Origin of the sequence: Bradyrhizobium sp. CCBAU 21365 (assembly GCF_015291305.1) — a bacterium.
GTDB classification, from domain to species: Bacteria; Pseudomonadota; Alphaproteobacteria; order Rhizobiales; family Xanthobacteraceae; genus Bradyrhizobium; species Bradyrhizobium elkanii.
In genome coordinates, this window is the sequence record NZ_CP030036.1 from 665445 (window position 1) to 690789 (window position 25345).

Genomic DNA, 25345 nt, shown 5'->3' on the forward strand with positions numbered 1-25345 from the left:
GGTCAAGCCGTTGCAGCAGGCGGAGCCGGCGGCGGCGTCATCGGCTCGACCTCGTAGGTCTTCGGCATATTGATCGGCTTGTAGGCTGGATCCTTCTCTATGCGCTCCAGCACCGAGGCATGGATGGTCGCGCCGTCCGCAATCGGCCGCGGCTCGCCGCGCGGCAGATAGAAGCCGAGGAAGGATTTCCGCTCCGGCCATTCCTTCCATTTGTCGCTCTTCGGAATCCATTCCAGGATTTCCCAGGCGGCGGTCAGCGAATTGTGCAGCGGAGCGGTCGCGCTCGGCGGCACATAGTCGTGCTTGTGCGGCGGCAACGGCATCCCCCAGGCGAGATGATCGATCAGCGCCTGATCCATGTGCAGCCCGGCCGCCTTGGCCTGCTCGAGCATCCAGATCAGCGGAAACTTTGACGGTCCGCTTTGGTCTTCCGGATAGCCGCCGCCGACGTCGGAGTGCACGCCGGCAAACCAGACCTGGCTGATGTCCTGCTCCACCTCCGTCGCCGGATCGAATGGATCCGAGCGGAATTTCTGCGGCTCGATCCAGCGATTGAGTCGGAACATGCGCCTGCGCTCGTCGATCGAGATCGCCTGGCGGAACCGTTTGACACTGGAATTGGTGCGGGTGAACAGCAGCGTCTGCAAGTCGAACAAGAAGTTGTCCTGTCGCGGCACGATGATCGAGGCCACGGTGTCCCAGACCCCGACGAACTCGATGTCGATGTTGCGGCCGCCGGCAATCTGGCTGAAATGCCAGGCTTCCTTCAACGGAGCATAGTCGAACGTGCCATCGGACTTCTGGGCGTCAGAGCTGGCTTTCTTGTAGGTGCCGAAGGCATAGCTCGCGAGGTCGAGCTGGTCGACCGGCAGAAGGCCCATCGCGTGGACGAAGGCCGCGAGCACGCGCACCGTGTAGGCACCGCGGCTGAAGCCGAACATCCAGACCCGGTCACCGGGCTCCCAGGTTCGGCACAGGAACAGGTAGGCGCCGAGCGTGTCCTGGTCGAGACCGGCGCCGAAGGCCAGCCCGAACAAGCCGCGCATCTGCTGCTTGAAGCGGCCCCAGGCGTTTTGCAGGCCGATGGTGCCGAGGCCGGGATGATAGTAGATCCGCTGCCGGTCATTCTTGTCGGCGACGCGGAACAGCTTCAGCACGTTGGAAATATTGTCACCGATCTCGTTGCCGGTGCCGTCGCAACAAATCACAATGTCCTTCGGCATCCGTTGCCCTCGCGGCCGCCGTGAAAATTCGCGGCCTCTATGTACGGCAGAATGCGGTGAAAATTCAATCTCCAATTGAAGACGGTTCTGTGGCGGCGGCGTGACCGCCGGTGGTGCCGGGACGCCGAAGCGCGATGCGCGCCGGCGTTGTCTGCCTCTGGATCGAATTGAATCTCGCCACGGCCGGCCAAAAGCTGCGCCAAGGACGGCGTCGCTTGAGCTCGCCGATGCCCGGCCATGACGGAGTTTCCGTGAGAGACCCAATCGCGTTCGCGGTGTCTTGAGTCGACCGCCAATGGCGCTCCCAGAATTCAATTGCAACACTTCGGAAAAGATGGAAATCTGCTCGTCGATCATTGCTATATGCGTCGACATTTTCTCCCTTTCAGGGACTCCGCGGTGCACGCGATCATCTTTCCTGCTGCCTCCCGCAGCTTCCTCGACAACAGCAGGAACAGGTCGGCATGAGCCCGCAAGCTCTCGTGACGGCCATTCTCTCAGGACTTGTGGTGGCGGCGTTCGGGCTGTTCTGGTGGGTCGGCAGCTATTCCGATCGCGTGTTCGCAAGCAGGTTCCGCACCCGCTTTCCGGAGAAGACGCTGAGCTACACCGGCGACCAGCTTGGCGAACTGGTGCAGTCGGATCTGCGGATGAAGTATGTGTTTCCGATCCTGTTTCCGCTCGATCTGATCGTCATGCTGGCGCTGGCCGGCGCGATGGGCGCGGCGTCATCGCACTTGCTCAGCCGGATCTACCCGTCCGCGGCGTGGCTCGGCCTGGTCGTGCCGGCGGTGTACCTGCTCAGCGACCTGATCGAGGATTGTCTCCTGGCATGGCTGCTGCTGCACGGCGACCCGCATGCGGCGGCGCGGTCGGTCTCGATCCTGAAGGCGATCACGACGATCAAGCTGGTCGGCATCTTCGCCTCGATCGCGCTGACATTGGCTGCGTTCGTCGGGTGGCTGTTCCACGGCGAGTCGCTTGCCATCTGAAGCGCGGCCGGCGGCCTACTGATACGTCGCGACGATATCCGACACGGCGCGCTCGAGCTGCTGCGCGGTCGCGCATTGGCGCACCACGCTGCAGAAGGTCGCGTAGCGCGGCATCTCGGAATCGCCAAAACCCCAGACCATGCGGCCTTCGGGGTTGAGCCAGACCAGCCGCTTGGAGCGCTCGCCGATCCGGCGCAGGATGTCGGCGCGCGGATCGAGATTGTTGCTGCGGGCGTCGCCGAGCACGATCACCGTGGTCTGCGGCGTGATCGCGCTCATCCAGTTGTCCTCGAAATCGGCGAAGGAATTGCCGTAGTCGGACGAACCGAAGCCGACCTTGGACATGATCTCCTTCATCGCCTCTTCCGGCGATTTCGATTCCAGGATGTCGCTGACCTCGATCAGGTGGCCCGAGAAGGCGAACGAGCGGACGTCGTCCACCACCTCGTGCAGGCTGTGGATCAGGAGCAGGAAGAAGTCCGAGACGCGGGCGACCGAGCCGGAGACGTCGCACAGCGCGACGATCTTCGGCCGGTCGCGATGCTTGCGCTTCCATGCGGTGAGGAAGGGGACGCCGCCCCAGGCCGCGTTGCGGCGCAGCGTGCGGCGGACGTCGAGATGGCCGCGGCGCTGGCGCTTGCGCGGCTTGGAATAGCGCTCGCGCAGCCGGCGCGCGATCTGGCGGATCAGCGTGCGCATCTGCTCGACCTGCCGCGGCTCGATCCGTGCCAGCGGCGCGTTGCGCAGGATCTCGTTGCGCAAATTCTCCGCTTCCTCGCGCCCGTACAGCAGCAGGGCTTGCGAGACCGCATCGCGAACGGTGCCGCGCAGGCCGTTGAGCGCCTCCTGCAGCCGTTCGGCGAGCGCGGGATTGCGCGCGGTCAGGTCGTCGATGTCGTCGCGCAGGCGCTGGATGCCCATCGCATCGAGGATGCGGGTCTGGAAGATGCCGCGCTGGGTGAAGTAGCGGATATCCGGCAGCGAGGCGGCGCCGGAGGCGTTGGCGATCGCGCTCGATATCGCGGAGCGATCCTGCGACAGCAGCATCTGCGCCAGCGGCCCGATAGTCTCGTTGGCGGCGCCGCCCGACGCGTCGCCATGCTCGTCGGCCGATGGGTTGGCGTCGGATTCGCTGCCGTCGTCCGTCTTGCTCTGCTCGGCGTTCTCCTGCTTCGGCTCGGGCTGGCTGAAGAACAGATCGAAGCATTCGCCGAGCGCGCGCTTCTCGTCCTGCGTCTTGGCAAGCGTCAGCAGGAAGGTGTCGCGCAGGATGTCGCGATCGGCAAAGCCGACCTGGGCGACCGCCCGCATCGCATCGATGCTTTCGGCGGGCGAGACCCGGACCCCGGCCCCCCGCGCCGCACGAAAGAAGCGATGCAGGTTCTCGCGCATGGTGATCTATCGGTAGAAAAAGTGATGTTCAGTCGATCTGGCGGCAGGCTCGCTGTACCTCTCCCGCTTGCGGGGGAGGTCGTATCGCATCGAAAGATGCGATACGGGTGGGGGCTCTCTCCGCGAAATGACTCGCGGTGAAACCCCCACCCTAGCCCTCCCCCGCAAGCGGGAGAGGGGGCGCTGCTCGCTCTCGGCTATGGTTCGAACCAATCGCATCATGCTTTAGCTGAACACGCCCTGGCGCGACGCCTTGGCGATGAAGGACGAAATCTGCGGCGTCGCGGCCTCGATATCGGCTTCGTATTTCAGCAGCACGTTGAGCGTGTCCTTGACGATCTCGTGGTCGAGCTCGCTGGCCTGCAGCAGCACCAGCACGCGCGCCCAGTCGATCGCCTCGCTGACCGAGGGCAGCTTCTTCAGGTCCAGCGAGCGGATCTCGTGGATGAAGCCGACCATCTGCTTGCGCAGGGTCTGCGAGATGCCGGGCACCCGGCTCTCGACGATACGCTCTTCCAGCTTCTGCTCGGGGAAGCCGATGTGCAGATGCAGGCAGCGCCGCTTCAAGGCGTCGCCAAGATCGCGCTCGCTGTTCGAGGTCAGGATCACGGTCGGCGGCGCCACTGCGGAGACGGTGCCGAGCTCGGGGATCGTGACCTGGAAGTCCGAGAGGATTTCCAGCAGCAGCGATTCGAATTCGGCATCCGACTTGTCGATCTCGTCGATCAGCAGCACGCAGCCGGCGGGCTGCTCCAGTGCCTGCAACAGCGGCCGCGGCTCGACGAATTCCTTGGAGAAGAACACGTCGCCGAAGGTGTGGAGCTGATCGAGCGCCGCGGCCAGCGACTGCGCGCCGCCGAGCACCTCACCGAGCTTGTCCTTCAGTATCTGGGTGTAGAGCAGCTGCTTGGCGTATTTCCACTCATACAGCGCCTTGGCCTCGTCGAGGCCCTCATAGCATTGCAGGCGGATCATCTTCATGCCGCGCCAGGCGGCGATCGCCTTCGCCAGCTCGGTCTTGCCGACGCCGGCAGGGCCCTCGACCAGGATCGGCTTCTCGATCTGCTGCGACAGATAGACCGCGGTCGCGATCTGCCGGCTCGCAATATAGCCTTGCGCGGCGAGGCCGCTTTCCACGGTCTCGATCGAGGCGGTGGGCCTGGTGTCAGCCACGAGGATCAGCTCCGAATTTACCTTGAACTCGGACCTGTTCTGCGCCCGTTGCGGGCAAAGCACAAGGCTCGTTTGGCCCGCAAAGGCATGAGGGCTAAAGGCTGGCGTTAGCGCAATGGTTCCGGGGTATTTCCGCCAAGCGCAAATACAGTTGTTAGCGTGTGGTTCGAACCTCCCCTTGAAAAGGGGAGGTCGCTTTGCTCGCCAGAGCAAAGCGGGTGGGGATCTACTCTCTCCATTAACACCGGTGTCTGCGGCTGACCCCCATCCCGACCTTCCCCCTTTCAGGGGGAAGGAGAACAGTCTCGTAGCCCGGCTACCGTCAACCCGCGCAGCTCTCGACGAATTCCTTGCGCTGCGGGCCAACGATCTTCTGGTCGATCGCCTACTTCAGGCAGTCCAGATACGCATGCGCCATGCAAAGCTGCATCTGGTCGTGCCGGCTGCGTAACCCGCTTCACCTCAGCGTGAGGCCGGTCGCGGCTTCAAGCTCGCCGATCGCCTGCGCGGCATTCGCGACCTTGATCGTGGTTATGCCCATCTCGCGCGCCGGCTTCAAATTGACTCCGAGATCGTCGAGATAGACGCAGTTCTTCGGGTTCACCTGCAGCGTCTCCACCATCATCTGGTAGATGCGCGGGTCGGGCTTGCGCAGGCCGATCTTCGCGGACTCGATGACGTGGTCGAACAGCGCCATCACCTCGGCGACATAGAGCGTACGTCCGCTGCGGCTGCCGATCGCATTCGCCGGCAGATTGTTGGTGATGCAGCCGGTCTTGAATTTCGCCTTGATGCGCTTCAGCGCCTCGACCATCTCGGGGCGGAGGTCGCCGGAGAGCAGCGGCAGCACGTCCTTGCCGCGCACCTCGGCGCCGAGCGCCTTCGATTCCGTCGCGAACAGCACGTCGAATGCGTCGATATCGATCTCGGCGCGCTCGAACTTGGCCCAGGCGTTCTCGAGATGATTGGCAGCGTTGGTGCGGCGGATGATGTCGATCGGCAGGCCGCGCTCGGTCTCATAGCGTGCGAACGCCTCGAACGGCGAGGTGGTCAACACGCCGCCGAAATCCCAGATCACTGCTTCGATCATCAAAGTCCTGCCCGTTGCAAAGCGGCGGCTTCGCCTCGGATCGTCCGGCCGATTGCAGGACAACAGGGAAACGCGCGTCCAGCCTTCTTTATTGGAATTGCCGCCGATCAGGCAAGCCGCCAGTTCGCGGCAAAAATCCGCCACGCGGAACCAGCTCACCAGACCATCGGCACCAGGCGATAGCGCACCCGCGCGAGATACTCGGCATAGCCGTCGAGCTCGGCGGTCAGCATCCGCTCCTCCATCAACGACCGCAAGCCGAGCAGCGCCGCCATCACAGGCACGATGGCAAGGCCATACCAGGATCCCAGCAGCAGCGGCGTGCCGACATAGGTCAGGAGGCCGCTGGCATAGATCGGATGCCGCACATAGGCGTAGGGTCCGGTAGTCACCGCCGCATGCCCGCGCTCGCGCTGGATCTTCACGACCGGCGCGGCGTAGCTGTTTTCGCGGTAGGTCCGGTAGACGATATAGAACGATGCCGCGATCATCACGGCGCCGGCGCATTGCAACCAGAAGGGCACGATGGATGTCTGGTAGCGGACTGCGTCGAGCGCCATCAGCGGCAGCCATGCCAGCCACAGCAGCGGCATGATCGTCGTGATGACGCGATCCCATCCGGCCTGGCCGCGTGCGGTGCGCCGCTCCGCCAGCAACCCCGGATCATGCCGGGCGAGCCAGGCCTCGGTGATCAGCCCGCCGATCGTGATCTCGAGCAGGAACGTCCAGGCGCCGGCCCATCGCAGCGTGCCGGCCGCGAGAAACAGGAATGTGCCGAGGCCAACAGATGTGAAGGCGGCGCGGCGCAGATTGACGCGAGGGGGATTGCCGTTCTCGTTCATGTTTCTCTCCGGCGAACGGCAACGGCCGCGCCGCCGGATCGGGCGGGCCGTTGCGTGCGTGGTTGCGGATCGCGGCCTGCTCGGCGCGCAAAGCCGATTACGGTCTGCGGGTCCAGTTTCGCGCCTGTCCGGAATAGACCTTGCTCGGCAGCGCGCGCGCCGCGGGATCGAGCAGGATCTTCATCGCGGTGTTGAGCCGCCCCTCCGAATGCGGTGAGCCATCATGGCGCATCTGCTGCGGAGCCCCGGGGCCCTGCGGCGGCGCCAGATAGGTCGGCGTTGTCGGCGGAGTGGGAGTGGTGGCGATCTTCGGACGGGCGACAACAGCGGCCTCCATCGGGCGCCGCGCCTGGGCCATGCGTGACGCTGCGGAAGGTGCTTCCGCCGGCGGCGGCGAGGCGGCGCTGTCGGATCCGGATTTGCGGGGCGGTTTTGCCATGGCATCGGCTCCATAGGTTCGGTGATGACGACGACGTCAGGACTTGTCTTCGTCGGATGTGGTGCGTTTGGCGATGATCGGGTTGCGGTCGCTGATCGCGGCGATCAGCGAGGCGTGGCTCACGACTGACGACACGACGATCTTGCCGGATGGCTCGATCCGGCGACCGTTCTGCTGCTGTTGCTGTGGGCTCCTGGCTGTGGATCTCTGCATCATGTCGGCCTCCTCGAGGCGGGGTGGGGCCCGACAGCGCCGGGCCCCGAGTTTGGCGATCAGATGCCGAAGGCGCCGAGGACACCCGGCAGCGCCTGCGCGACGCCGCCGAGGATTTCTCCCCAACCCTGCGGGTTGACCGACCCGTTGGTCGCCACGTCGGCAATCCGCTTCGGACCGCGCTCGATGCCCTCACACTGGATCGGGCTACGCACGCTGCCGAAGGTCTCAAAGTCGTTCCTTGCGTACATGTTCAGCTCCTTCTTTCGGTTTGAATTGACGGCAACTACGGGAGGTGGGCACCGACCGGGGCAGCCGTCGCTGGACGTCGCCCAGGGGATCGCTCATCACGTCGATCCCCTGGACCACGTGACGCATTCGCGCCACGTTCTGATCTCCTCCGGACGCAGAGGAGCAATCGCGTCAATAGACCTGCCACTGCCGCAGCGGTCCGACCGCCACCGGCACCACGTCGCTCACGTCGATCGTGTACTGATAGACTTCGCGCGCCTGGGTCAGGACCTGGGTCGGATTGAAGAAGCGGTAAGTCACGTCGTGACAAACCGAGTCCGGGCGGCAGATGACGCTCTGGTCGACCTCGACGGTATCGAGCCGCAAGCCCTTCTTGGCGACGTCGGTGAAGATCTTCCGCGTGTTGTATGCATTCATCGCGGAATAGTTCAGCGCGCGATCCTGCGGCGAGAGGCCGACATTGCGGAACTCGTTGTAGATCCGCTCGAGGAAGCCTTCCGCGCCGGCCGGCCAGGTGTCGGGATCGGGTCCGAACAGCGTGTAGAGATCCCACTGATAGAAACCGCGCCAGTCGGTCACCAGCGTCGGCACGACGGTCCCGTTCAGGAGCTTGGTCGTGTTGGCGCTGTCGACCCAGCCGGCCATCGAAATCCGCGCAACACCGCCGCGCGGCGGGAAAGCCGGGGGCGTGGTCGGTGGCGTATCGTCGCCGCCGCGCGCTGCCGGGACCACCGTTCGGGTGTTCGATGGATCGTCATGCGAGACCTCCTGATGCCAGAGCGCCAGGATCAGCGCGGCGAAGAATCCGAGACCGAACACATCGAGCGGCTTGACCGCATAGATCGGGATCGAGTCGATCGTCATCGTCCAGATGATGGCATCGGCATCCGGGAAGTTGTTGCCCGAGCCGCTCGGTGTCGCGCTCTCACCTTCGGCCTGGTTCAACAGATAGCGCGCCATGATCGCCGGATTGTACGGCGCCGAGGTATCGCCGGAGCGGTCGCGCTCCGGCCCGAACGCCGGATCGCCGCGTCCGATCAGGCTGTCGCGCCAATTGGCGATGGCCTGCACGAAGTAGTCGAGGCGCGCCTCCTTGCCGAAGTCGTAGAACAGCCGGCCGATCGGGAACGCGAGCTGTCCGGTGGATTCCGCCGCGGCGCCCTGCGGACGCAGGCCGCCGCCACAGCCGCAGCTCTTCTCGCTGGTGCGAACCGCGGGGGCTTCGTACATCGGCAGCGCCTGCGGCATCGCGACGGGAAGCGCGTTGCTCGGCATCAGCGCAGGCAGCTGCTGCGGCTGCAGCCAGGCTTGCGGCATCATGCCGGTCGCCGGCATCGCCATCTGCGGCATCATCATCGGCGGCATGATCAACTGCGGTGCCGGCGTCGGCATCCAGACCATGTCGCCGCCCGCATGAGGGGCGTGATACGGATAGGGCGCCGGCGCTGCGATCGGCGCGGCGGCGACGCCGTGATCAACGGGCGCGGCGACGGCCGCAGGCGCTGCCGGCGCAGCAGGCTGCGCTTCGCTTGGCATGATCCCGGCGCTGCTGCGCAGAACCGAGCCGTCCGGCCCGAATATGCGCGGAGCCGATGGTGCAGACATTGCTGATAGATCTCCCATGGAACCCTCTCTGGTTGCAGTTGGCTGAGCGGCGGATGACGGTTGGACGAAAGGGCGCGCGGACACTCCCCGGAAATGGGGAGCCGCGGCCGTGGCACCCGACGGCATGACGGCGTCCGCCTGCTCGCCAAGCAGGGCGGCGACAGCCGCGGGAATATCGAGCCGCCCGGCGAGACAGCGCGAGGCGCTGCCGTCGCTGCGGCAGGGCACCGCGCTTTCGAGCAGCGCGGCACGGACGGCTTGCGGATCGGCCTTGCGTCCGGTCCGGCGCAGGCATGAGAGCAGCAGGGCGACGACGCCGGTGACGATCGGCGCCGCGAAACTCGTTCCGGAGCGCAGGCTGATATTGCGGACCGGCGAGGCGCCGGCGATGTTCTCGCCCGGCGCGAGGATGCCGTTCTCGAGATAGGCGTCGCCGAAATTGCTGAAGGGCAGCGGATTGCCTGCCGGATCGCACGCGCCGACCGCAAGCACCGAAGCGAGGCTGCCCGGCACCTGGACGCAGCGGCATCCGTCATTGCCTGCAGCGGCGACGATCAGCTTGCCGGCGCGCTCGCAGGCGCGGACCGCGTCGACCAGAATGCGGTCGGCCTGACCGGTCGCGGATTGCTGGCCGCTGCTGATATTGATGACGTCGGCACCGGCGGCGAGCGCCTGGTTGATCGCGAGCGCCAGGGTGCTTTGCGAGGACGGCTCGATCTGCCCGGAGGCATTCTCGCGATAGATCGAGAACACGGTCGCGCTGCAATTCGGCGCGACGCCGAGCACCGGGCTGCCGGGCGTGCCCATCAGCACGCTCGTCACATGCGTGCCGTGCTCGGACTGGATCATCGGCGAAGCCGGTGCAACGAACTCGCCGCCGCTGGCGACGCGGGCCTGCCGGAGCGAAGGATGATTGAGATCGACGGGGCCGTCGATGATCGCGATCTTCACCGCGGGGTCGCCGCCCGACGTTTTCTGCCACAAGGCAGCCAGACCAGCGATGTCGGCAACTGGATTCATGAAATCAATCCCGACCGGCCTGCCGCAAATCCGTGCAGCCAATCCATCTTCCGCGGCAATTTGCTTTCACGCAGCGATCCAGCAGAGCGGCAGGTCGTTGCGTTGGTGCAGTTGTGGCAGCTGTGACGCCTAAGGCCTATTCGCCGCGGTGGATCAGAAAGGATCGAGCCGACGATACGGATCGATCGGTCCATGAGATCGATCCTGCGCCTCGGACGATCGATCGAAGGGTTTAGTCGGGACCGATCTCGCCGCACCATTGTGCGCGTCCGGGCAAACACGTGTGCATCTGCGCGCCGGTCCGCGAACGCGTCTGCGCGTCGGCCGAACACGGAATTCGGGATGCTGGTGTCAGTCGAGCTCGCGGGCCCGATCGGGGATCGCTGCCGATGATGCGATCCACGGTGCTTCGCGCACCCGTCGCATCGCCTGTGCCCGGCGCGGCAGGCCGAGCTTCTGCAGCACGTGATGGACGTGGTGCTTGACCGTCGCAAGGCTGAGATTGAGATCGCGCGCGATCTCCTTGTTCGACATGCCTTGTCCGATCAGCTTGAGAACCTCGCCTTCGCGGCGCGTCAGTCCCTGGTCCGCGTCGATCGTATCCGTCTGACGTTCCATGCAGAACAGCGCGCGCAGCAGGCCGCCGGAAATCTCGGCGCTGCAGGCGAGCCGCCCCGATGCCACGTCCGACAGCGCGCGGCATAGCTCATCGAAGCTGGCGTTCCGGGAGATGTAGCCGCTGAAACCGGCCCGGCCGCAGCGGACCACGTCGCGCCGATCTTCGTTGAGACCGAGCGCCACCAGCGCGACATCCGCATGATCGCTGGCAATCACGCGCACTTCATCGAGATCGATACCCTGTGTGACGTCGATCAGAATGACATTCACACTGCCGGTCTCGAGGGTCTCGCGCAGGCCGGCGAGATCGGACACCGCCGCCGCAATCGCAAACTCGGCGTGGTTCTGGAAACTCGAGGTAAGCCCCTCGCTGAACAGCCTGATCGGCGTGACGACCGCTATCCTCATCATTATCCTCTAACTCAACGAAATGGCGGATGGAAACGCCGTGTTGAGATCAACGGCACCGGCATCCAGAAAGTCATGAAAGTAAGTATGCGATATGCTGCCGGAGGTTGTATTAGTATCACGCCGAAATTACGACCCCGATGCAGGCAATCAAGAGACGCAGTTCACATGAGGCGCGCGATCCGACATGGTGCGTCTCGCGACAGACGTCGATGTGTGGCGCCGGCGCGCGATGGCGGTGCTGGATTCCGGCGGCGACTTCAACGCCGTAGTGATCGACGCCTAGATATTTAGACAATTGACGCATGCAGGCCTGGATGCTCTGTACAATATTGCGTGTTCTCCAGAGCCGGGTGCGAGCGACGCGATGCCGCGGCTCGAATGGGCTCGATTCAGAAGCAGACCGACGGGGTTCCATGACGAGCGTAATTCGAGCGACGGCTTTTCTTAGCCTGTTGGTGGCAACGCCGGCGCTGGCCATCGTCGGCGGCGGCGCGCCGTCGACGGATGGCGTTGCGCGCTCCGTCGTCACCATCGTCGGCTCGCGCGGCAATTTCTGCACCGGCGCGCTGATCGCGCCGAAGGTCGTGCTGACCGCGGCGCATTGCGTGCAGCCCGGCGCCGATTACAAGATCGTCGAATATGGCGCGGACACGCAGCCGAAGCTGCAGGACGTCAGGACGGTTGCGATCCATCCCGGCTTCCGGATGCAGGCGATGACCAATCATGTCGCGACCGCCGATGTCGCGCTGCTGCAGCTCGCGGCGCCGGCCGCAGGCAAGGCGCCGGCCGCGCTCGGCATGCCAAACATTCCGATCCAGGTCGGCGGCCGCTTCACCATCGCGGGCGTCGGCGTCACCGTGCGCGGTGACGGCAAAAGCGGTGGCGCCACGCGCGTCGCCGGCCTGATCGCGAGCGGCAAGCCGGGCACGTTGCAGATCCGTCTCGTCGATCCGGTCGGGCAGGGCGTGCGCGAAGGGCTCGGGGCCTGCACCGGCGATTCCGGCGCGCCGGTGTTCGAGGACAAGCAGGGCGGCCCTGCGATCGTCGGCGTGGTGAGCTGGTCGACGGGGCCGAACGGCGCCGCCGGCTGCGGCGGCATCACCGGCGTGACGCCGCTGACACTTTATCGCGACTGGGTGATGCAGACCGCGCGGCAGTGGGGCGCGAGCTTTTAGCGCACGGTAGCGGTCGAAGCGCTGACGTGCTCAAAGTTCCGTCATCCTGAGGAGCCGCGAAGCGGCGTCTCGAAGGATCGACGGCCACCAGCCGGGCCGTGCATCCTTCGAGGCTCGCTCCGCTCGCACCTCAGGATGACGGTGATGAATTCGCGCCGAACCTAATGCCCCGCGGCCTTGTTCGCGGCGGCGTTGTTCAGCACGATCAGGCCGTCGACGGCGACGCCGAGCTTGCTGTTGATCAGGAACGGGTTGACGTCGATCGAGGCAATGCGGCCATTGGCGTCGGCCATCAGGTTGGAAAGACCGACCAGCGCCTTCACCGCCGACGGCTCGTGCAGCGCCGGCTTGCCGCGATAGCCCTTCATCTTGACCCCGGCCTTGGTCCTGGCGATCAGCTCCTTCGCTTCGGCGGCGTCGAGCGGCGCGCCGGCGAGCGCAACGTCCTTCATCAGCTCGATATCGACGCCGCCGGTGCCGAACAGCACGACGGGGCCCATCTCAGCGTCGAGCGAGGCGCCAACCACGAGCTCGAGGTCGGCCTTGACCTGCTGCGCGATCAGGATGCCTTCGAGCTTCGGCTTGCCCTTCAACTTCTTCACCCGCGCGGTGATGTCGTTGAACGCCTTCTTCACCTCGGCCGCACTGGCGAGATTCAGCACCACGCCGCCAACATCGGATTTGTGCAGGATGTCGGGGCTGACCACCTTGGCGACCACCGGGAAGCCGATCTGGTTGGCGATCTTCACGGCCTCGGCCGCGGTCTGCGCAACCTCTTCCCTTGAGATCGGGATGCCATAGGCCTTGAGCAGCTTCTTCGAGGCGACCTCGTCGAGCGCGGCGGCGCCGTTGGCGGCCTTCAGCGTCTTCTCCAGCACCGCGCGCGCCGATGCCTTCGAGCTCGACGCGATATCGGGCACCTCCTTGCGCAGGCCGGCATATTCGATCAGCGACTTGATCGCGCCGACCGCGCGGTCGAGGCCCTGCATGACCGCGATATCGGGCAGCGACTTGCGCAGCCCCTTGGTGAATTCGGTGAAGCCGATCGACATCGCGCTGATATAGATCACCGGCTTGTTGGCCTGGCCCGCCATCTCGTTGACGATGCGCAAATTGCGCTCGCGCAGCTCGTGCGGCGCCTTCGGCAGCTCGGCATCGATGATGACGATATCGGTGTCGGGATCGTCGATCATGATCTTGATCGACTTCATGTAGACGGAGGGATCGACCACTGCGGCGAATCCCGCGTCGAGCGGATTGCCGACGATGCTGCCGGGGCCGAGCATCTTCGCCAGCTGCTCCGAGGCGTTCGGGCTCAGCGGCGCGAAGTTCAGCCCGGCGGAATAGAACGCGTCGATCAGAAGGCCGCGCTTGCCGCCCGACAGCGACACCGCCGCGAGGCGATTGCCCTTCGGCGGATCGGCATGGACGAAGCACTCGGTGGTCTCGATCAGTTCATCCAGCCCGCGCACCCGGATCACGCCTTCGCGGGTCGAGATCGCATCGAAGGTCTCGATCGAGCCGGCAAGCGCGCCGGTATGGGCCATCGCCGCGGCACGGCCGCCTTCGGAGGCGCCGAGCTTGAGCGCGATCACCGGCTTGCCGGCGGCGCGCGCGGCCTTGCAGGCATCGCGGAACACTTTCGTGTTCCTGACGCCTTCGAGATAGACCACGATGACGCGGATGCTCGGATCGGCGGCGAAATAGCTCATCAGGTCCGGGGTCTCGAGCCCGGATTCGTTGCCGGTCGTGACCATGTAGCCGACGCCGACGCCGCGATCCTCCAGCGCCTGCCGGATCGCCATCACGATCGCGCCGGACTGCCCGGCGATCGCCACCGCGCCTTGCTCCATGGTGACGATGCGGTCGTCGATATTGGTGAACAGGTTCTCGCCGGCGCTGAGATTGCCGAGGCAGTTCGGGCCCGTGACCGCAAGCCCGGTCTCCTTGATCGCCTGCTTCAGCTCGACCGCGAGCCGCTGGCTCTCTTCATCCTGCAATTCGCTGAAGCCGGAGGTGACGATGGTCGCCGAGCGCGCGCCGGCCGCGGCCGCATCGCGGATCACCTGTACCGCAAACCGGGCCGGCACCAGAACCAGCACATGGTCGGGTTTTTCGGGAAGGCTGGCGAAGTCCTTGTAGCAGGTGACGCCCCAGATCGCTTCGCGCTTGGCGTTGATCGGATAGAGGCCGCCGGCGTAGCCGTATTTGACCAGATTGTTCCAGATCCGTTCGGCGTAATTGCCGGGCTTGTCGGTGGCGCCGACCAGCACGATGTTGCGCGGATGCAGCATCGCGTGGATGCTCTTGACGATATCGCTGGCGTCCGCGGGCGGCGCCCATTTGTGGGACACATGAGACGCGGTGCTTGCGAAAGCTTCCATGGAGCCTGCCCTTATCCTTGTTGTCGTTGTTTCCTGTGGCCACGGCGGATCACCGTGAGGCGCGCGATTTTTCATTGTTTTTATGGCGAGGGAAAGGGGGTAGCAACTCATGCCGGCGCAGGTCTGGCCACCGCGCGCAATATCCCGGCAGGCGCAAAATTGATTGCGTATCAGGAACCCGATTCGCGCGGGCGCGTATCCGTTTCGATCAAGGTCGCGTGCAACAGATAACGCTCGGGCCCCGATGTCAGCGCATCGAACGGCCAGCAGGTCGATAGCACAAGTTCATGTCGGTCAGTAATCGGATCTACCCCCGATTGATCGAAGCGGACCACCGAGCTGCGATCGGCCCGATAGCGAAACATCTTGCCGTCGCTTCGTGTGACGTCGATCTCGTCACCGATTGTGACATCCCTGAGAAAGCGAAAATGCGTGTCACGGTGTGCGGAATAGACCGCCACGCCCCGCTCGCCGGCATCGACGGTCTGTTCGACATGGCCGGGGCCGAACGCCAGCGCCTGGCCGCTGCTGCCGGCAAGCGCGACCGCGGACGCGTGCAGGCGCTTCACCTCGATCCGCGCCACCGGCCAGGTATCGGCCCAGCTCCACGGCTTCACCGGCTGGCCGGTCGCGATGCTTTGTGCGAAGGCGCGCTCCAGCAGCACCTGCGCGAGCAGCGCCTTGGCGTGGATATAGGCGCCCTGGCCGAACAGGATCAGGCCGATGAGGGCGAACGCGATGGGTGGAATGAAGCGGGGCATTTTGTTCTGCTCTGGCCATTGCGAGAAGCGACTGTCTGACCCTCATCCCGAGCAGCGCGCAGCGCGTCTCGAAGGATGAGGCCGGTCCGGTGGCCTCGCCCTTCGAGACGCCCGCTTCGCGTGCTCCTCAGGGTGAGGGTTGGAAATTCGCGCGATGCCTTCCTCGGGCGGGAGAAGCTGCGCGCGCGGCCCTTGGGGGACGGGTGGAAGGCCGCGCGCGTTCTTGAAGGAGGAGGTTGGGGGGCGCCTCCTCCTTTCATCCGACGTCATTGGGGCGACGTCTGACGCCGGTTGAACACCAGGAGAAGAAGGCTGACCGTGAGCAGGATCACGCCCGCGATCATCTTCAGCTCCGCATCGGTCGCGGTCTTCGGCAGCTGGATCGTGCCGGGAGCTTGCGTGGCGACCGGTGACCGCTTCAGCGCAGCGAGCTGCACCTTGCCGTCGCCACCGTCGGCGCGCCGCTCGCCCGGGACGGCCGGCAGACTCGGGCGCTCGCCGAACAGCTTCGCAAAATCCCAGCCGGCGGGCAGGTTGAGCGGGAGTTCGCTCAACTTCAGCGGCTCGCCTTCGGGACGGCTCGGCGTCTTGTCGACCGCGACAAGGCTGGTCAGCCGCGTCACGAGCTGATGCTCCAGCGCCAGCGCGAGGATGGTCTTGTCGGCGTCCTCGGGACTCTCTTGTCGCGTGGTGCGCGCCACCTCGGCATCGGCGATCTTGCGGCGCGCCCACAGTTTCGACAGGCCCTTGCCCTCGGCGGCATTCGCGAGCGGCAGCGTCACGCTCCACGGACGGTCGCCGATGCGGCCCTTGATCTCGACCGAGCCGGTCAGCTTGTCGAGCTTGGCGGCCAGCACCAGCGGCTCGTCGCGATAGACGTCGGGCAGCGCCGACGGCGTCAGATCGGCCGTCGCCTCGGAGAATTTCGCCGAGAGGTTCGTCACCGCCGGGTTCTCGAGCCTGGCGAACAGGCCGCGCATGCGCTCGTCGACCTGCTCGACCGAGCCGATATGGGTGAAGGTGCCGCGGCCGAGCTCGGCGGCGCGCGTCATCAGATAGGTGTTCGGCGCCGAGCCGATCCCGACCATGAACACCCGCGAGCGGCCGCGGAGCGCGCTGATGGTCTCGAACAATTGCTGCTCGTTGCCGATGGCGCCGTCGGTCAGGAACACGACCTGCCGGACGTAATTGGCGTCGTCGTGGTTGGTGTCTGACAGCGCCGCGCGCATCGCCGGCACCATCTCGGTGCCGCCGCGGGCCTGCAGCGCGCTGACGAACGCCGTCGCGTTGCCGATATTGGCGCTGTTGGCCGCGACCGGTGCCGGAAACAGTGTATCCATGGTGTCGTCGAACCGGATCACGTTGAAGCGATCGGTCGGCTGCAGGCGACCGAGCGCGTAAGTCAGGCTCGCCTTGGCCTGGATGATCGAGGTGCCGCCCATCGAGCCGGAATTGTCGATCACGAAGATCACCTCGCGCGGCAACGGTTTCTGCTGCGCCTGCTCGACCGACGGCGGGGTGACGAAGGCGAGCAGATAGTCGGAATTGCCGACATGCTCGCGGAACAGCCCGACCGACGGCGCCTTCTCGGCGGCCGGCTTCCAGGTCAGCTCGAAATCACGATCGGCCGGCACCGGGCCTTCGGCGAGCTTGACGATGCGCGTGGTGCTGTCGGGGCTCTCGATCCTGACCTGATGGAAATGGCTCTTCACCTCGCCGAGCGGGAAGCCGGCGTTGAGGTGCACCGTGACGTTGGTTGGATTGACCGGCGCATTCTGGGCGGGATCGAGCACTTCGGAGGAGATGCGGTCGCGGTCCGGCACCGGATCGGTGGTGCCCCAGCCGTTGCCGTCAGCGCGAAGGTCGACGCTCTGCACCACCGGGCGCGGATTGTAGCGTGGGCCGACCACCATCGGCACCCGCAGCGAGAATTCGCTGCCGTTCTGCTGCACCGGCTCCTGATACTCGATCTGCACCAGCACGGTTTCGCCGGGGCCGATATTGGCGACCGAATTGGTGAAGATGTTGGGCCGCTCCTGTTCGGTGAGCGCGGCCTTCTGGCCGTTCTGCTTGGCCTGCTCATAGATCGCGCGAGCCTGCTGCCGCTCCTTGATGTCGCCGACCACGACGCGGTCGCCGACCACCATCTTCAGCGTGTCGACCGCGCCGCCCGCCGGCAGCGGATAGACATAGGTCGCCTCCACCCAGTCCTTGGTCGGGTTGCGGAAGATCTGCGTGACGCGGGCGCGGACGGTCGGGCCCGACACCGTGAGGTCGACATCGACGCCGAGCCTGAGCGCATCCCTGTAGCCATCGTCGGTCTTGAACAGCAGCGAGCCGGAGCGCGCATCGCTTGGCCGCAGCACCGCCTGTTGCGGCAGCTCGGCCGACCACACCGGATCGAAACTCACGAATAAGGCCGCAAAGCCGATCACCAGCGCGGCCACACCTTCCACCAGGAAGAACAGCGCAATGCGCATCCTGCGCGACAGGCGGATCTGCGGGCTGCTCTCACATGCATCGTAAATCGTCATTTTCGTCACTCCCGAGCGAGGCTTTCGCTGCCTCGCGATCATGGAGAACGGCGGTTTTGGCGCGAGCAGAATGATCGGCAATGATTGGCCGCGGTCCGGCGCGGCCCGCCGCCGCGGGAGGCGGGTTTGTGCGGTTTTGTGATGGGTTGTGCGGTCTGCTAGACTGCGCGGAATCAAGGGGAACCGGGCAGGAATCTGGATGCCGACGCCTGACAAGCAGCTGTCCGCCGAGCAGAGCCGGCAGGTCGCGGAGACCATTCGCGAGGAAATCGCGCGCCGCCGAATCTCGCGGCAGGCGCTGGCCGAGCAGGCGAAGCTGAGCCTCTCGACGTTGGAAAAGGTGCTCGGCGGCCGCCGCCCGTTCACGCTGGCGACCACGGTGCGGCTGGAGCAGGCGCTCGGTGTGTCCCTGCGCAGGCTGCCGGAGACGATCACGGTGGCCGCACCCGCCAATGGCGGGATCGCGCCCGACAGCCTCGGATCCTATTCGCGCCGCGCGGTGGCGCGGATCGAGGGCACCTACATCACGGTGCGTCCGTCGTTCGGCGAACAGGGCGCGCTCTATGCCTATCGCACCGAGATTACCTGGGACGAAGCGTCATCGTCGCTCGGCTTTCGCGAGGGCGAACGGCAAGATGCCGATTACACCCAGTATGGCGAGGTGGCGGTGCCCAATGAGTCCGGCTTCGTCTACCTCGTGACCAACCGACACGGCCAGCATCGCGTGATCACGGTGTCGCGCCCGCGCAATTCCGGCGAGATGTACGGCATCATCACGACCTTGCTCGCCGGCCGCGGCTCGCTGCTGACGCCGGTCGCCGCGCCGATCGCGTTCCTGCCGGTGAAGAACGTGCCCAAGCCGAGCCTCGGCCGGGTGTCGGCGGATGACGCGAACTACGCCGCCTATCGCGAGCATCTGCGTCGCACGATCGACGAGCCGTTCGCGATCTTTTTGCCGGGATAATCGACCGGCTACGTCAACTTCACGATGCCAATCCCGTCATCCCCGCGCAAAGGCTTCGCCCTTGTCGCTGGAGGAGCGCGTAGCGCGTCTCGAAGGATGCACGGCCACCGACCGGGCCGTCGACCCTTCGAGACGCCGCTTCGCGGCTCCTCAGGGTGACGGCGAGATAGCTTGCGCGTCGCTCGGCTCGGCATCACCAGCGATCCGTAAAAACAACGAAGCCGCCCGGATGGGCGGCTTCGCGATGGCTGATGTGGGCGTCCTGCGCTGCGCTAGCCGCCGGTCTCGGCGCTGATGATGTCGCCGAACAGCTCCCACTGCCCGTTCTTGAACTGCATCATCTTAAGCTGCTCGACCGGCGCGAAGTCGGTCGCGCTGGTGTTGATCCGGATGCCGGGGATCAGCGTGTCGGGCGTGAAGTCCTTGAGGCTGGCGGCCTGCTTCATCACGTTTTCACGCGTCAGGTTGTCACCGGCCTGCTTCAGCACCTGCACCATGGTCTGCGCCGCGGCGTAGCCATAGACCAGATTGGCGTCGGCGAGGTTGGCGCCCGGCATGTACTTCTCGGCGAAGGCCATGAACTTCTTCATGCCCTCATCATTCTTCCACTGCGGATCGGACGCGTCCTTCAGATAGCCGGCCGACAGCACGCCTTCCGAGGCCTCGAGCCCGGCGGGCTTCATGACCGCGCCGATCGAGATCGAGACGTCGGTCATCACCTGCACCGGCTTCCAGTTGAGCTCGGCGATCTTCTTGATCGCCTGCGCCGCGAATTTCGGCGTCGAGATGTTGACGAATACGTCGGCGCCGGTGTCCTTCAGCTTGACGATGTGGGAGTCGATCGACGGCTCGGTGGTCTCGTAGCTCTCTTCGGCGACGATCTTGACGCTCGACTTGTCGAGGATCTCCTTCAAGCCGACCAGGTAGTCCTTGCCGAAATCGTCATTGGCATAGAAGATCGCGACCTTGGCATCCGGCTTGGCCTTCAGGATGTACTTGCCGAAGATCCGCGCCTCGACGCGATAGCTCGGCTGGAAACCCATGGTCCAAGGGAAATCCTTCGGATCGTTCCACTTGCTGGCGCCGGTAGCGAGGAACAGCTGCGGCACCTTCTTGGCGTTGTGATACTTCTGCACCGCGGTCTGGGTCGGCGTGCCCAGCGCGTTGAACACCAGGAAGACTTCGTCGCTCTCGATCAGCTTGCGGATCTGCTCCACGGTCTTCGGCGGCGAGTAGCCGTCGTCATAGGAGATCCAGTTGATCTTGCGGCCGTTGATGCCGCCCTGGTCGTTGATCATCTTGAAATAGGCTTCTTCGGTCTTGCCGATGACGCCATAGGCGGACGCGGGACCGCTATAGGCCTCGACATTGCCGATCTTGATCTCGGTGTCGGAGGCGCCGGTATCATATTTCTTTTGAGCAAAGGCGGCCTGGGTGGAGAGCAGGCAGAGCGCCGTGGCGGCCGCCAGCAGCGGCAGTGTTGTTGTTTTCATAAAGGCAATTTCCTCGATTGATCTTGGTTGGGGACTTACGCAACGAACCCGCAGCCGGTCCCGGCAGACGGCAACGGGGTAATCCTTGTCGCGGCGAATTCCGGAACGCGCGGCGCGCGTCTGGCTCACGCCGCGGTATCGGTTGGCTTCGGCCGGCTGAATTGTTGCCGGAGCGTCGGCTTATGAATTTTGCCTGTCGCGTTCCGCGGCAGGACCTCGATGAATTCGATCAGGCGCGGGCACTTGAACCGCGCCAGATTGGCCTGGCAATGCGCGTGGACCTCGGCCGGGGTCAGCGAATGGCTTGGCTTTACGGCAATGATCGCCATGCCGACTTCGCCCCATTGCTCGTCGGGGATGCCGATCACAGCGGCCTCGGCGACGGCGGCCAATTGATGCAGCACGCTCTCGACCTCGGCCGGATAGACGTTCTCGCCGCCCGAGATGTACATGTCCTTCCAGCGGTCGACGATGTAGTAGAAGCCTTCCTCGTCGATCCGCGTGGCGTCGCCGGTGTGCAGCCAGCCGTCGGTGAAGGAGGAGGCGTTGGCGTCCGGCCTGTTCCAGTAGCCCGGCGTGATGTTCGGACCCTTGACCCAGAGTTCGCCGAGCTCGCCGACTGCGGCGTCGCTGCCGTCGGGCCGCACGATGCGGACCTCGGTGTGCAGCACCGGCTTGCCGGAGGAGCCGGCCTTGCGCGCGGCATCCTCGCGGTCGAGCACCATCACCGCCGGCGAGGTCTCGGTCATGCCGTAGCCCTGCTGCAGCGCGACGCCGCGCGCCTCCCAGGTCTTGAGCAACGGCACCGGCATCGGCGCGCCGCCGACGCCGCCGATGACGAGGCGGCTGAAATCCGCTGATGCGAAGGCCGGATGCTGCGCCATGAACTGGTAGATCGCGGGGACGCCGAAGAATACGTTGATGCCTTGCGCCGGGTCGCCGATCAGCTTCAGCGCCTCGCCGGGATCGAAGGCGCGCATGATCAGTACAGTGCCGCCGGCATGCAGCACCGGGTTGGTGTAGCAATTCAGCCCGCCGGTGTGGAACAGCGGCAGCACCGTGAGCAGCACCGAGGCCGGCGAGATGTACGCGGGGCCGCCGAGATTGACGCAATTCCAGAACGTCATCCCATGCGTAATGATCGCGCCCTTCGGCTGACCCGTCGTCCCCGAGGTGTACATGATGGTCGAGATGTCATCGAGCATGACCTCCTCGAACCGCTCGAGCGGCGTGGCTGCCGCGATGCCAGCCTCATAGGCGCCGCCGGGGCCGAGCCTCACGGTCGCAGCGACATCGCAGAGCTTGGCCACCGCAAGCGCGGTCTCGGCGAGATCGTTGTCGTGGATCATCACCTTCGGCGCGGCGTCGCCGGTGATGTAGCGCAGCTCGGGAACGGTGAGGCGGGTGTTGAGCGGCAGGAAGATCGCGCCGATCCGGAAGCAGGCGAACTGTACTTCCAGCGTATCCGTCGTGTTCAGTGCCAGCACCGCGACGCGGTCGCCGCTGGCAACCTTGAGCCCATCGCGCAGCCAGGCCGCAAGCCGCGACACGCGGGCGTCGAGCTCCGCATAGCTGAAGCGGCGTCCGCTGGCGAGATCGACAAGCGCCATCTTGTCCGGCGTGCGCCGGCGATGATGCGCGATCCAGTCGTAATAACGAACCGGCAAATTTCCCTCCTCCGGAACGGCAGTCTTGCGCCGCCTGTTCCTGGCTCAATTGATGCCATGAATTGGCAGTGGAGGGGGCGTATTAGGATACTGTCTTGCGTTTATTGGCTGGCAGATCGCCGGACCGGACGCCGGCACCGATGGCAGCCACTCGACGCAAGTGAACCGGGAGAAATCCGGACATCGTCGACGGGAAGAATCAACGGAGCATGCGGATGGCAAACCCGTTCTACACCGGCGAGCATGAGGCCTTTCGCGAGGTGATGCGGCGCTTTGTTGCCAGGGAAATCGAGCCTTATGCCCATCAATGGGACGAAGACGGCGAGTTTCCGCGCGAACTCTATGCCAAGGCATCCGCGATCGGGCTGCTCGGTCTTGGCTTCCCCGAAGAGTATGGCGGCATCGCCGCCGACCAGTTCATGAAGATCGTGGCTTCGCAGGAGCTGGCGCAGGCCGGCGCCGGCGGCGTCTCCTCGAGCCTGATGAGCCACACCATCGGCTCGCCGCCGATCGCCCGCGCCGCGCGGCCCGAGGTCAAGGCGCGGGTGCTGCCGGAGGTGCTCGCGGGCAAGAAGATCTCCGCGCTCGCGATCACCGAGCCGAGCGGCGGCTCCGATGTCGCGAACCTGCGCACCAGGGCGCGGCGCGAGGGCGATCATTACGTCGTCTCCGGCGAGAAGACCTTCATTACCTCGGGCATGCGGGCCGACTACCTGACGGTTGCGGTGCGTACCGGCGGCGAGGGCCCCGGCGGCGTCAGCCTGCTGTTGATTGAAGGCAATACGCCGGGCCTCTCCCGCACCAAGCTGAAGAAGATGGGCTGGTGGGCGTCGGATACCGCGACACTTCATTTCGACGAATGCCGCGTGCCGGTCGAGAACTTGATCGGCGAGGAGGGGCAGGGCTTTAAGATCATCATGCAGAACTTCAACAGCGAGCGCATGGGCATGGCGGCGAGCTGCACCGCCTATGCGCGCGTCTGCCTCGACGAGGCGGTCGCCTATGCCAAGGAGCGCAAGACGTTCGGCAAGCCGATCGCCCAACACCAGGTGATCAGGCACAAGATCGTCGACATGGCGCAGAAGGTCGCGGCCTCGCAGGCGATGCTGGAAATGCTGGCCTGGCGGCTCGGCCAGGGCGAAAGCCCGGTCGCCGAGATCTGCATGATGAAGAACCAGGCGACGCAGACCATGGCGCACTGCGCTTCCGAGGCGGTGCAGATCTTCGGCGGCGCCGGCTTCATGCGCGGCGTCAAGGTCGAACGCATCTACCGCGAGGTCAAGGTCAACGCGATCGGCGGCGGCACCGAGGAGATCATGAAGGATCTCCTCAACAAGCCGGTCGAGTTCGGCGGTCAGGGACTGGATTATTCCTACGCGCTGATGATGGCCGAGGAGCTCGGGGCGATCACCTGCGGCGGCGTGCCGATGGCGATCGGGGTGCAGACCGACATGGCGACGCCGGCGCTGGCGCGGTTCGGCTCCGACGAGGTGCGGCGCGAATTCCTGGTGCCCTCGATCGCCGGCGACCAGGTCGCCTGTATCGGCGTCTCCGAACCCGGCGCCGGCTCCGACGTCGCCTCGATCAAGACCCATGCGCGCTCCGACGGCGACGACTACGTCATCAATGGCGGCAAGATGTGGATCACCAACGGCACCCAGGCCGACTGGATCTGCCTGCTGGCCAATACCAGCGACGGTCAGGTCCACCGCAACAAGTCGCTGATCTGCGTGCCGATGAAGACCAGGGGCGTGCAGGTCGCGCGCAAGCTCGACAAGCTCGGCATGCGCTCCTCCGACACCGCGCAGATCTTCTTCGACAATGTGAGGGTGCCGAAGCGCAACCGGATCGGCGAGGAGGGCCAGGGCTTCACCTACCAGATGATCCAGTTTCAGGAGGAGCGGCTGTGGGGTGCGGCGGCCTGCCTGAAGGCGCATGAATTCATCATCAACCAGACCATCGACTACACCCGCGGCCGCAAGGCGTTCGGCGGCTCGATCCTGGACAATCAGGTGGTGCACTTCAAGCTCGCGGAAATGCAGACCGAGGTCGAGCTGCTGCGCTCGCTGATTTATCGTGCCGGCGAGGCGCTGGTCGCGGGCGAGGACGTGACGCGGCTCGCGACCATGGCCAAGCTGAAGGCCGGCCGGCTCGGCCGCGAGCTCACCGACGCATGCCTGCAATATTGGGGCGGCATGGGCTTCACCAACGAGACGCCGGTCAGCCGCGCCTATCGCGACAGCCGCCTGACCTCGATCGGCGGCGGCGCCGACGAGGTCATGCTCATGGTATTGTGCAAGATGATGGGCACGCTGCCTGGCCTGAAGCAAAAGGGAAACGCCTGATGATCACGCTCTATCACTGCGACGCCGCGCGCTCGTTCCGTCCGCTGTGGATGCTGGAGGAGCTTGGGCTGCCCTATGAGCTGAAGATGCTGCCGTTCCCGCCGCGCGTGTTCGCCAAGGAATATCTCGGCATCAATCCGCTCGGCACCATCCCGTTCATGATCGATGGCGAGACCAGGATGACGGAGTCGTCAGGCATCTGCCATTATCTCGGCACCAAATATGGCCCGACGCCGCTGATTGTCGGTGTCGACGAGCCGGCCTATGGCGCGTTCCTGAACTGGATGTATTTTTCCGATGCGACGCTGACCTTTCCGCAGACGCTGGTGCTCCGCTACAGCCAGCTCGAACCGGAGGAGCGGCGCAACCCGCAGGTCTCGGGCGATTATGCAAAATGGTTCCTGGGCCGGCTGCGCGCGGTGGAAGCTGCCGCCGCGAAGTCGGAATTCCTCTGCGCGGAACGCTTCACGGCGGCCGACATCACGAACGGTTATGCGCTGCGGCTTGCCAGCAATATCGGTCTCGCCAAGGATTTCGGGCCTAATGTCGCGGCCTATTGGGCGCGGCTGCAGCAGCGCGACGGCTACCAGCGCGCGGTGGCGGCGGAGCAAAAAGCCGGGCAGGAACAGAACGTTGCGCCGCGGGCGCGGCCCTGATCTCGGAAGCGTCGATGTGTCCCGGAATTGATCCAGCACATCGGTGACAGGCCTCGAATTTGCGTTATGGTAGCTCTGCCGCAGCGGCCCAAAGAG

The 25345-nt window shown here is 65.2% G+C and carries 20 protein-coding genes and 2 pseudogenes; 7 read left to right on the forward strand and 15 right to left on the reverse strand.

The genetic code is table 11. The annotated features are described in order from the left end of the window. Positions 1 to 2: 2 nt before the first annotated feature. Complete coding sequence (locus XI02_RS03010) at positions 3 to 1223, reverse strand: DUF2235 domain-containing protein (protein ID WP_172646010.1); 1221 nt, start codon at positions 1221 to 1223, stop codon at positions 3 to 5. Between the two features lie 464 nt (positions 1224 to 1687). On the opposite strand from XI02_RS03010, the gene XI02_RS03015 reads away from it, so the two are divergent. Continuing rightward, on the forward strand, positions 1688 to 2215 hold the full coding sequence (locus XI02_RS03015) for a hypothetical protein (protein WP_244980852.1): 528 nt from the start codon (positions 1688 to 1690) through the stop codon (positions 2213 to 2215). A gap of 15 nt (positions 2216 to 2230) precedes the next feature. On the opposite strand, the gene XI02_RS03020 is transcribed toward XI02_RS03015, so the two are convergent. The 8 genes from XI02_RS03020 to XI02_RS03055 form a co-directional block, all read right to left on the reverse strand. Then, positions 2231 to 3607 (reverse strand): VWA domain-containing protein, encoded by a 1377-nt coding sequence (locus tag XI02_RS03020; RefSeq protein ID WP_172646009.1) that lies wholly within the window; start codon positions 3605 to 3607, stop codon positions 2231 to 2233. A gap of 225 nt (positions 3608 to 3832) precedes the next feature. Then, positions 3833 to 4780, reverse strand: coding sequence for a MoxR family ATPase (locus tag XI02_RS03025; RefSeq protein ID WP_026192123.1), 948 nt, complete (start codon positions 4778 to 4780; stop codon positions 3833 to 3835). A 457-nt stretch (positions 4781 to 5237) separates the two neighbouring features. Continuing rightward, entirely contained in the window at positions 5238 to 5870 is a 633-nt protein-coding gene (locus XI02_RS03030; protein WP_172646008.1) for an HAD-IA family hydrolase, read from the reverse strand. Between the two features lie 155 nt (positions 5871 to 6025). Beyond that, a complete protein-coding gene (locus XI02_RS03035; protein ID WP_172646007.1) occupies positions 6026 to 6712 on the reverse strand; it encodes an isoprenylcysteine carboxylmethyltransferase family protein in 687 nt (228 codons plus the stop codon). A 97-nt stretch (positions 6713 to 6809) separates the two neighbouring features. Further along, positions 6810 to 7151, reverse strand: a complete 342-nt coding sequence (locus XI02_RS03040; RefSeq protein ID WP_172646006.1) for a hypothetical protein — start codon at positions 7149 to 7151, stop codon at positions 6810 to 6812. Between the two features lie 36 nt (positions 7152 to 7187). Further along, a complete protein-coding gene (locus XI02_RS03045; RefSeq protein ID WP_172646005.1) occupies positions 7188 to 7367 on the reverse strand; it encodes a hypothetical protein in 180 nt (59 codons plus the stop codon). A 56-nt stretch (positions 7368 to 7423) separates the two neighbouring features. After that, on the reverse strand, positions 7424 to 7615 hold the full coding sequence (locus tag XI02_RS03050; RefSeq protein ID WP_016842276.1) for a hypothetical protein: 192 nt from the start codon (positions 7613 to 7615) through the stop codon (positions 7424 to 7426). Positions 7616 to 7787: 172 nt separating this feature from the next. Next, the gene (locus tag XI02_RS03055) at positions 7788 to 10172 is read right to left on the reverse strand and encodes a S8 family serine peptidase (protein WP_246783607.1); all 2385 of its coding nucleotides are present in this window, start codon (positions 10170 to 10172) and stop codon (positions 7788 to 7790) included. On the opposite strand from XI02_RS03055, the gene XI02_RS03060 reads away from it, so the two are divergent. Beyond that, positions 10131 to 10367, forward strand: a complete 237-nt coding sequence (locus tag XI02_RS03060; protein ID WP_172645824.1) for a hypothetical protein — start codon at positions 10131 to 10133, stop codon at positions 10365 to 10367. The genes XI02_RS03055 and XI02_RS03060 overlap by 42 nt on opposite strands. A 225-nt stretch (positions 10368 to 10592) precedes the next feature. Here XI02_RS03060 and XI02_RS03065 read toward each other — a convergent pair whose 3' ends face one another. After that, entirely contained in the window at positions 10593 to 11267 is a 675-nt protein-coding gene (locus tag XI02_RS03065) for a response regulator transcription factor (protein ID WP_016842274.1), read from the reverse strand. A gap of 416 nt (positions 11268 to 11683) precedes the next feature. Here XI02_RS03065 and XI02_RS03070 point away from each other — a divergent pair, with 416 nt between their 5' ends. Then, positions 11684 to 12445 carry a trypsin-like serine protease gene (locus tag XI02_RS03070; protein WP_172646004.1) on the forward strand — a complete coding sequence of 254 codons (762 nt, stop codon included), beginning with the start codon at positions 11684 to 11686 and terminating at the stop codon, positions 12443 to 12445. Positions 12446 to 12606: 161 nt separating this feature from the next. Here the strand turns inward: XI02_RS03070 and XI02_RS03075 are convergent, their stop codons facing one another. The 3 genes from XI02_RS03075 to XI02_RS03085 all read right to left on the reverse strand — a co-directional run bounded on the left by XI02_RS03075 (position 12607) and on the right by XI02_RS03085 (position 18070). Next, on the reverse strand, positions 12607 to 14829 hold the full coding sequence (locus XI02_RS03075; protein WP_194483367.1) for an acetate--CoA ligase family protein: 2223 nt from the start codon (positions 14827 to 14829) through the stop codon (positions 12607 to 12609). 170 nt (positions 14830 to 14999) lie between these two features. Further along, entirely contained in the window at positions 15000 to 15590 is a 591-nt protein-coding gene (locus XI02_RS03080; RefSeq protein ID WP_172646002.1) for a class GN sortase, read from the reverse strand. Positions 15591 to 15856: 266 nt separating this feature from the next. Next, complete coding sequence (locus XI02_RS03085) at positions 15857 to 18070, reverse strand: marine proteobacterial sortase target protein (protein WP_370143923.1); 2214 nt, start codon at positions 18068 to 18070, stop codon at positions 15857 to 15859. Between the two features lie 253 nt (positions 18071 to 18323). Here XI02_RS03085 and XI02_RS03090 point away from each other — a divergent pair, with 253 nt between their 5' ends. Beyond that, entirely contained in the window at positions 18324 to 19088 is a 765-nt protein-coding gene (locus XI02_RS03090; RefSeq protein ID WP_172646000.1) for a helix-turn-helix transcriptional regulator, read from the forward strand. A 272-nt stretch (positions 19089 to 19360) separates the two neighbouring features. Here the strand turns inward: XI02_RS03090 and XI02_RS03095 are convergent, their stop codons facing one another. Together XI02_RS03095 and XI02_RS03100 are read right to left on the reverse strand one after the other, a co-directional pair. Continuing rightward, positions 19361 to 20581 (reverse strand): ABC transporter substrate-binding protein, encoded by a 1221-nt coding sequence (locus XI02_RS03095; RefSeq protein WP_018269465.1) that lies wholly within the window; start codon positions 20579 to 20581, stop codon positions 19361 to 19363. 125 nt (positions 20582 to 20706) lie between these two features. Beyond that, positions 20707 to 22248, reverse strand: coding sequence for a long-chain fatty acid--CoA ligase (locus tag XI02_RS03100; protein WP_172645999.1), 1542 nt, complete (start codon positions 22246 to 22248; stop codon positions 20707 to 20709). Positions 22249 to 22463: 215 nt separating this feature from the next. Here XI02_RS03100 and XI02_RS03105 point away from each other — a divergent pair. From XI02_RS03105 to XI02_RS03115, 3 genes and pseudogenes are all read left to right on the forward strand, one after another. After that, a pseudogene (locus tag XI02_RS03105) lies at positions 22464 to 23585 on the forward strand (acyl-CoA dehydrogenase family protein); the annotation flags it as partial. Further along, positions 23577 to 24593: pseudogene (locus XI02_RS03110) on the forward strand (acyl-CoA dehydrogenase family protein); the annotation flags it as partial. The pseudogenes XI02_RS03105 and XI02_RS03110, both read left to right, overlap by 9 nt. Next, positions 24593 to 25249 carry a glutathione S-transferase family protein gene (locus XI02_RS03115; RefSeq protein ID WP_069279235.1) on the forward strand — a complete coding sequence of 219 codons (657 nt, stop codon included), beginning with the start codon at positions 24593 to 24595 and terminating at the stop codon, positions 25247 to 25249. The pseudogene XI02_RS03110 and the gene XI02_RS03115, both read left to right, overlap by 1 nt. The last annotated feature ends 96 nt before the right edge of the window (positions 25250 to 25345 follow it).

Bases quoted from the DNA above. Each gene is read 5' to 3' on its own strand.
- XI02_RS03080 (WP_172646002.1), bottom strand. From the start codon at position 15,590: ATGCCCCGCTTCATTCCACCCATCGCGTTCGCCCTCATCGGCCTGATC.
- XI02_RS03095 (WP_018269465.1), bottom strand. From the start codon at position 20,581: ATGAAAACAACAACACTGCCGCTGCTGGCGGCCGCCACGGCGCTCTGC.
- XI02_RS03115 (WP_069279235.1), top strand. From the start codon at position 24,593: ATGATCACGCTCTATCACTGCGACGCCGCGCGCTCGTTCCGTCCGCTG.
- XI02_RS03015 (WP_244980852.1), top strand. From the start codon at position 1,688: ATGAGCCCGCAAGCTCTCGTGACGGCCATTCTCTCAGGACTTGTGGTG.
- XI02_RS03040 (WP_172646006.1), bottom strand. From the start codon at position 7,151: ATGGCAAAACCGCCCCGCAAATCCGGATCCGACAGCGCCGCCTCGCCG.
- XI02_RS03075 (WP_194483367.1), bottom strand. From the start codon at position 14,829: ATGGAAGCTTTCGCAAGCACCGCGTCTCATGTGTCCCACAAATGGGCG.
- XI02_RS03010 (WP_172646010.1), bottom strand. From the start codon at position 1,223: ATGCCGAAGGACATTGTGATTTGTTGCGACGGCACCGGCAACGAGATC.
- XI02_RS03020 (WP_172646009.1), bottom strand. From the start codon at position 3,607: ATGCGCGAGAACCTGCATCGCTTCTTTCGTGCGGCGCGGGGGGCCGGG.
- XI02_RS03060 (WP_172645824.1), top strand. From the start codon at position 10,131: ATGATTGAGATCGACGGGGCCGTCGATGATCGCGATCTTCACCGCGGG.
- XI02_RS03065 (WP_016842274.1), bottom strand. From the start codon at position 11,267: ATGAGGATAGCGGTCGTCACGCCGATCAGGCTGTTCAGCGAGGGGCTT.
- XI02_RS03050 (WP_016842276.1), bottom strand. From the start codon at position 7,615: ATGTACGCAAGGAACGACTTTGAGACCTTCGGCAGCGTGCGTAGCCCG.
- XI02_RS03045 (WP_172646005.1), bottom strand. From the start codon at position 7,367: ATGATGCAGAGATCCACAGCCAGGAGCCCACAGCAACAGCAGCAGAAC.
- XI02_RS03035 (WP_172646007.1), bottom strand. From the start codon at position 6,712: ATGAACGAGAACGGCAATCCCCCTCGCGTCAATCTGCGCCGCGCCGCC.
- XI02_RS03090 (WP_172646000.1), top strand. From the start codon at position 18,324: ATGCCGACGCCTGACAAGCAGCTGTCCGCCGAGCAGAGCCGGCAGGTC.
- XI02_RS03070 (WP_172646004.1), top strand. From the start codon at position 11,684: ATGACGAGCGTAATTCGAGCGACGGCTTTTCTTAGCCTGTTGGTGGCA.
- XI02_RS03085 (WP_370143923.1), bottom strand. From the start codon at position 18,070: ATGCGCATTGCGCTGTTCTTCCTGGTGGAAGGTGTGGCCGCGCTGGTG.
- XI02_RS03030 (WP_172646008.1), bottom strand. From the start codon at position 5,870: ATGATCGAAGCAGTGATCTGGGATTTCGGCGGCGTGTTGACCACCTCG.